The 7333-nt window shown below is 56.0% G+C and carries 5 protein-coding genes; 1 reads left to right on the forward strand and 4 read right to left on the reverse strand.

Annotated features, from left to right (window positions below):
* Positions 1 to 14: 14 nt before the first annotated feature.
* From IBT54_RS22370 to IBT54_RS22385, 4 genes are all read right to left on the reverse strand, one after another.
* Positions 15 to 1682: a ShlB/FhaC/HecB family hemolysin secretion/activation protein gene (locus tag IBT54_RS22370; protein ID WP_201253096.1), complete on the reverse strand. Its 1668-nt coding sequence runs from the start codon at positions 1680 to 1682 to the stop codon at positions 15 to 17.
* A 408-nt stretch (positions 1683 to 2090) separates the two neighbouring features.
* On the reverse strand, positions 2091 to 2246 hold the full coding sequence (locus IBT54_RS22375; RefSeq protein ID WP_010670871.1) for a hypothetical protein: 156 nt from the start codon (positions 2244 to 2246) through the stop codon (positions 2091 to 2093).
* Positions 2247 to 2399: 153 nt separating this feature from the next.
* The gene (locus tag IBT54_RS22380) at positions 2400 to 3512 is read right to left on the reverse strand and encodes a beta-propeller fold lactonase family protein (RefSeq protein WP_201253097.1); all 1113 of its coding nucleotides are present in this window, start codon (positions 3510 to 3512) and stop codon (positions 2400 to 2402) included.
* Between the two features lie 196 nt (positions 3513 to 3708).
* Positions 3709 to 5118, reverse strand: coding sequence for an EmmdR/YeeO family multidrug/toxin efflux MATE transporter (locus IBT54_RS22385; RefSeq protein ID WP_013358314.1), 1410 nt, complete (start codon positions 5116 to 5118; stop codon positions 3709 to 3711).
* A gap of 462 nt (positions 5119 to 5580) precedes the next feature.
* Here IBT54_RS22385 and IBT54_RS22390 point away from each other — a divergent pair, with 462 nt between their 5' ends.
* Positions 5581 to 7035, forward strand: a complete 1455-nt coding sequence (locus IBT54_RS22390) for an AMP nucleosidase (RefSeq protein ID WP_033783426.1) — start codon at positions 5581 to 5583, stop codon at positions 7033 to 7035.
* The last annotated feature ends 298 nt before the right edge of the window (positions 7036 to 7333 follow it).

Raw genomic sequence — 7333 nt, forward strand, 5'->3', positions numbered from 1 at the left:
ATCAGGGCCTTTTTTTAGAAAACGAGTCCAATACGTGCGTAAACGCTGAGGCGATCTGGCGCAAGGTAGTCGGGATAGCTGACAGGTATGCCCAGCGACAGCTGAGTGGAGACATGGGCGTTTCGGGTGCCCAACCCCAGCGAGCTGCCCCACAGCGTGCCGGCGGCGTAGCGATCCTGTTTGTCGCTCTGCAGCCATCCACCATCCAGCGCCAGCGTGGTACTGACCTCGCCAATAGCTGGCAGGGTAAACAGCGTGTAGTTGAGTTCGTTGCGCAGGTAGCCGCCAGCATCGCCGGAAAGATATTGTTCTTTGTAGCCGCGAACCGAGTTCTCACCACCGATCGTCAGACGTTCGCTGCCATACAGCCGATCGGGCGACCACTGGGCATACAGACTACTCAGCCACCACATTTTCTGCGTCACCGGCCGCTGATAGCTGCTGCTGACACTCCATTTGCGGAATTGAGCTTTGGGGAGATCGTCATTTTTACTGCTGTCGCTTTCGGCATCAAACCAGGGCATCCCGCGACTCAGCATCGGGTTGAGCGTGGCCACCCCGCCCGCGACTTTTTGTGTATGGTTAAAGCCGATCTGCAGACTGGTCAGTTTGCGGCTGCTGCTTTGCAACAGCGTCTGGTTCAGCCAGTTATGGCTGACATAATGGTTCAGCCCGAGCTGAACGCCGGTTTTGATTTGCCCATTGCGGAACAGCACCCATGAGCCGCTCAGGCGGTTAGAGATGTTATCGCCGAAGCTATACCAGTCGAAATCATTGGCGTTAAAGCGGCTGTGATAATTGCTCCAGCTATAGCTGTAATCCAGCAGCCCATAGCCATAAGGCACGCTGACGCCCGCCTGGAAATTTTGCGCGTCACGCCAGTCGCTGAACGCACTGCTGCGACCACCGCTGACAAACCAGCGATCGGCAATCCCCAGCAGGTCGTTACCCACCAGCGAGGTGGAAAGCTGACCGATGCCGGTGGTTCGCTGGCCGCTGTTATCCATATTCAGCCCCAGCGTCAGAGGGAATTCAGGTTTACTGGTCAGATTGACAATGGAATAGCCTGGCTTAGTGGATGGAAGGATTTCAATCTGAACCGGCGTGGCACGCAGGCGGTTTATCTGCTCCATACCCTGTTCAATGTCGCGTAAATTTAAAATGCGACCGGCACCGGTCGGGAATGCCATTTTCAACTGACGTGAACGGGCACCCTGCAACCGAATTTCTTCCAGCCGTCCCTCCAGCACGGTGATAATTAAAACGCCGTGCGACAGATTCTGTTCTGTCAGGAACGCCCGGCTGGTGATATAGCCGCGCTGGACATACCATTCTGATATTTCGCGTACCAGCTGATTAATGCGCGCCAGACTCAGACACTGATTGATATAGGGCGCGACCAGTTTCGCCTGCTTATCTGGCGTAATTAACGTCGCCTGTTGCAGGATAATCTGGCGAATATCGAAGCAGGGACCACTGGCTGGAGCTGGCACGGTTTTTTGCAGCTCAACCTGATGCGCCTGGGTTAACGCGTCGCGCTGCTGCTGATCCTGTTGCAGACGCTGCTGCTGCTGATTCTGAATAAGGTCAAGATCACCGGGCGTAACCGGCGCAGCCATGAGATTACTGATAAACAAACTGGCTCCGAAAACCAGCCACTTCCCTGTATGAGGCATTTTCATCGAAGTATTAACGGCACTTATTGTAAGTTTTGTGTAAGGACAGCCGTGCAGACTACCACCTTAACAATCAGAAGTTCCTTATTGACTTGAAAAAAAGATGTAATTTCGGAAAAAGTGAAATTATCCGTAAATAATTAATCCTTAAATCAAATTCACAGCTGTCTTGCAACTTTCGCAGGATGCCGCTCTTTTTGATTGTTAAGGGAATGAAAGTATTGTCCTGCATGCATAAATATTTATACGCGCGGGATTATTGTTACTTATAGCAGTACGCAGGTATTAACAGGTTTAAAAGCAGTGATGGCGATATCTTCGTGATCAGAGATGAGGTTTCAAATGACACTCTGCCCTGAATGCAAAAAGGCCCGCAAAGTAGCGGGCCTTTAACCGGATAAAACACAACAACCGTTATTTTTCATGGTAGCGATGCACTGCCGGATAGTATTCCAGTCCATATAGCTGACTCAGTGGCAGCAGCAGTTCGACGTTAATATCATGTACACGCTCACTCGCCACAGGGCCGCTCAGCAGCTGTTCAAACCAGGCTATCAGTTTCTGTTTCATCTCAGGTTCTCCGCATCAGTTGATGCCCTGAGTAAACCCGCTTATGCGCCCGATCAGAACCAAAAATTTCTGCGCTGCTTATGCCGAAAATGGCATAACGCGCCTTGCCTGGTACACCATCAGCCGCCGCCAGACACCGGCTGCTCAGAACATTTACTGCGTTATCAGCGTCACCCAGTTCGCACCTTTACCAGCTGGCGCTTCAGCGACGCGTTTAAGTTCGCCGCTGGCGGGATCGATGGCGTAGCTGCCAATCACCGCACTCTTTTCTCCGCTGACGATCAGCCATTTGCCCTGAGCATCAATCGCGATACTGCGCGGCTGTTTTTCCACCGGCCAGCTGCCGATCAGCGCTAACTCACCCGACTGTTCATCTACCCGGTAACCGCTGACGGTGCTGGAGGTGCGCTCGGTCACATAGATAAATTGCCCATCCGGCGTGATTTTAATGTCTGCCGCCCAGATACGCGGCGTCGGATCGCTGTAGCCCGCAGGACGCTGCTCGCCATGCTGCAGGTTATATTTCTTCGCCACCGCGTTGGGCCAGGTTTTTAATGGCGTCAGCGTGCCATCGGCCGCACGCCGGAACTGCGTAATGGTGCCGCTCATCTCTGCAAGGTTATAGAGAAAGCGATTGTCCGGTGAAATCACGGAATGCCGTGCGCCGCTGTTCTTCTCGCCCTGCACAAATCCCGTACCCAGCGGCGTGATGGCCCCGTCACTGGCGAAGGCATATTGCAGCACCCGATCCGCGCCAAGGTTGCCAACGTAGAGCGAATGATTACTGACGTCGGTGATCACCGAATGGGCATGCGGCCCGGTTTTCACTTCGCCCGTAACCTGGGTCGTCACAATGCCTTTGTCATCAATCCGGTTGCTGGTGACGATATCGCTGTCATAGGAGGCGGCCAGCAGGTAGCGCCCGCGCTTATCGGTGGTGATCCAGGGAAAGCTGGCCGTAACCGGCGTCACAGCCAGTTTCTGAAGATCACCGTGTGAACGGGTGACGCGCCAGCTGATGATTGCGTAAGGTGGCGAGCGCAGCGCACCATAGAGATGTTTACCATCCGGGCTGGCCGCGAGCGGCATAATCTTTTTCCCGGCGGGCGTATCGCCCCGCCATTGCAGGCTGCCATTCGCCTCGCTGAGCTGATAGCGGGATACCGTGCCGGATTCGGCATTCGACACATAAACAAAGGTTGTCGCCCACAGCGGTGTGCTACACAGCAGCGGCAGAAGTGCCAGCGCCGTTTTCAGACGGATCATAGGGTCACCTTGATAAGTAGTGTCTGCGTCAATGCGCAGCAGGAATTACGCTAACCCTGTCTGATGAGACTGGCTTTGTGCAACTGACTGAAATTATACCTGAAAGCCTGGAGATGTGACGGAGATGTTATTTTAAAAGGCGGGGTCTGAGAGGTGATGCCTTCCCCCGGTGAAAGGAGAAGGCATATACATGCTGCTACCCGGTTTTCGCGATCATTTTATAGTAGCGGTTAAGCCACTTGCCGCTGTTAAGTCGCCACCAGAAGAAGATGCCACGCACCGTCCAGTCAAGGAACATCCCCAGCCAGACGCCGGTGACGCCCATGCCAAGCTGGATGCCCAGCAGATAACCGACCACCACGCGCGCGCACCACATGCTGAACATCGACACATACATGGTGTAGCGCGCATCGCGTGCGCCTTTAAGCCCTGCCGGCAGCACCCATGATGCGGCCCATAGCGGCATAAATAGCGCGTTCAGCCAGAGCAGATGTTTCGTTACGTTGATGACTTCCGGGTCGCTGGTATAGAACCGCGCCAGCAACCCGGCCAGCGGCACCGTCAGCAGCGCTATCGCGCTCAGGCACGCCGTTGCCAGCCAGAAAACATGCCGCACCTGACGCTCCGCCTGGAAGACCTGATTTTTTCCCAGACGGGTACCAGTGATGATGGTTGAGGCTGAACCCAGCGCGTTGCCCGGCAGGTTGATCAGCGAGGCGACCGAGAACGCGATGAAGTTACCGGCAATCTCACTGGTGCCCATGCCCGCCACAAACACCTGCGTCAGCAGTTTACCGCCGTTGAACAGCACCGACTCGATACTGGCAGGCACACCTATACCTAAAACTTCCATCAGAATGCTGCTGTTCCATCGCCGGAAATAGCTCGACAACGTGATTTTCAGCGAGGCGTTAAAGCCGATCATCAGCACGTAAATCACCGCGATCGCCCCGATATAACGGGTGATAGTCAGCCCGAGTCCGGCACCGATAAACCCTAAACCGTCCCACGAGAAGCAGCCATAGATCAGCACGCTACTGATGATGATGTTGAGGATGTTCATGCCGCCGTTAATCAGCATCGGGATTTTGGTGTTACCCGCGCCACGCAGCGCCCCGCTGCCGATCAGCGTGATGGCCGCTGCCGGGTAGCTCCAGGCAGAGGTCTGCAGATAGCTCAGTGCCAGCGCTTTAACTTTGGGGTCGGCGGCACCGGCGATGGCATCGACGATGAGATGGCCCCAGAACTCAATGGCGATCACCAGCACAAAGGCAAGTATTGTCATCATCGCCAGTGACTGACGCGTGGCGGCGCGGGCGCGCTTGCCGTTGCGTTTTGCCAGACTGAATGCCACCACCACCGTGGTACCGAGATCGATAGCCGCAAAGAACGAGATGATCACCATGTTGAAGCTGTCGGCCAGGCCAACGCCCGCCATCGCCTCTTTGCCCAGCCAGCTGACCAGGAAGGTGCTCAGTACGCCCATCAACAGCACACAGGCGTTCTCGAAGAAGATAGGCACTGCTAATGGCGATATTTCACGCCAGTAGAGCGTGCGATAAGAGCGGCGTTTCGGGTACCACGCCGTGCGCTTAATCGCCTGCATCACTGCTACGCCGGGATTTTGCAAAGGATTACCAAATCAGAAGAGACTGACGAGATCTAATGATGATAGTGGGCAGAGAAATATGCAAAGTCTTTCCGGGACAAATTAATCATGGTTACAAACTTTTTCGTTCAGATTCGGCAGATTCTGCCCCACCAGGCTGACCGCTGTAGCAAACCTGATTATTTCCGGGACGTTACGATCGCCTGTCAGCACGGTGCCACTGGCTACGCTGCCGCTCTTTTATCTTTTGCAGCGCAACAGACACGGCGACACCGCCTGTTTCGATCATAAAGATTTTCTTAACTTATTTTAATGATGTGCGTTCCGGCTCAATGCCGCACTGGTCAGATTACGCGCGTCGTTAGCGCAAAAAAAAGGCGATCACAGATTCTTCACCAATCTCTGCAACAAACCCGCTAAGCTTGGGGCAAATTGCGGAAAAAAATGGAAGGAGAAACCATGCCGACACTACGGAAAAACCTGACCAGCCAGCAGGCGCTGGATGAACTCGAACGCCTTTACGATGGTGCCGTTGATGCGCTGCGTGCGGCGATTAAAGTGTTTACCGAAAACGGAACGCTGCCCGATGCCGCGGAACGGGAAAAAGGACTCTTTGTTTACCCGGAGCTGCGCATCACCTGGCACGGTGAAGGTCCGCAGCAGAACCGCACGCGTGCCTGGGGCCGCTTTACCCATACCGGCAGTTACAGCACCACCGTTACCCGTCCGGCGTTACTGCGCCACTATATTTCGGAACAGCTGGCAATGCTGGAGAAGGAGTATCAGCTGGAGATCGACGTGGTGCCGTCCAGCCAGGAGATCCCCTATCCTTACGTGATCGACGGTTCCGATCTGTCGCTGGATCGCACCATGAGCGCCGGTATTGCGCGCCACTTCCCGACTACCGAGCTGTCACAGATTGGCGATGAGACCACCGACGGTCTGTTCCACGCCGACGCCAAATTTCCGCTGTCGCACTTCGACGCGCTGCGCACCGACTTTTCGCTTGCCCGTCTGCGTCACTACACCGGCACCAGCGTAGAGCACTTCCAGCCGTTTGTGCTGTTCACCAACTACACCCGTTATGTGGATGAGTTCGTGCGCTGGGCGATTGAGCAGGTGCGCGATCCCAACACCCCTTACGACAGCCTGGCCTGTGCGGGTGACGTGGTGCTGACGGCCGACACCGCCAACAGCGAGTCGATGCTTTCTGATCTGGCGTGGAAGAAGCATCAGATGCCTGCCTGGCATCTCACCTCGCCTAATCGTCGCGGCATCACGCTGATTAATATCGGTGTCGGCCCATCGAATGCCAAAACCATCTGCGATCATCTGGCGGTGATGCGTCCGCACGCCTGGCTGATGATTGGTCACTGCGGCGGTCTGCGCGAGAGCCAGCGCATCGGCGATTATGTGCTGGCCCACGCCTATCTGCGTGACGATCACGTACTCGACAGTGTGCTTCCGCCAGACATCCCGGTGCCAAGCATTGCCGAAGTGCAGCGCGCACTGTATGACGCCACCAAATCGGTAAGCGGCATGCCAGGCGAAGAGGTGAAGCAGCGCCTGCGTACCGGCACCGTGGTGACCACCGACGATCGCAACTGGGAGCTGCGCTACTCTGCGTCGGCCCTGCGCTTTAACCTGAGCCGCGCGGTAGCGGTCGATATGGAGAGCGCTACCATTGCCGCGCAGGGTTATCGTTTCCGGGTGCCGTACGGCACGCTGCTGTGCGTCTCCGACAAGCCACTGCACGGCGAGATCAAACTGCCGGGTCAGGCAAACCGCTTCTATGAGGGGGCGATTTCAGAGCATCTGCAGATTGGTATTCATGCGGTTGAGCTGTTGCGCGCCGAAGGCGATAAGCTGCATTCGCGTAAGTTGCGGACGTTTAATGAGCCGCCTTTCCGGTAGGTGTATCGCCGCTGGCTCAGGGAGTTTTGTTCGCTGCGCGAACGGGCTGGCAGCAGAGCTGATACTGGGATTGTTCGCTGCGCGGACGGGCTCTGAGAGGGGTTTCGTTCGCCTGATCAGCTGGGCAGTTTCAGACATGCCTCTGCAGGCGACCGACAAGGGGCGCCCGTCGCCGCGCCCCTTGACCCCCGGCTCCGGCCTGCTTTACCGCCGCTTCGCGGTCCCTTCGCTTCTTCCGGATTTCTCCCGGACCGGCAGGACGCGCCATCCCTGGCGCGAACCCGCCTCTTCGCGACAT

The organism is Pantoea sp. S62, assembly GCF_016658625.1.
GTDB classification, from domain to species: Bacteria; Pseudomonadota; Gammaproteobacteria; order Enterobacterales; family Enterobacteriaceae; genus Pantoea; species Pantoea vagans.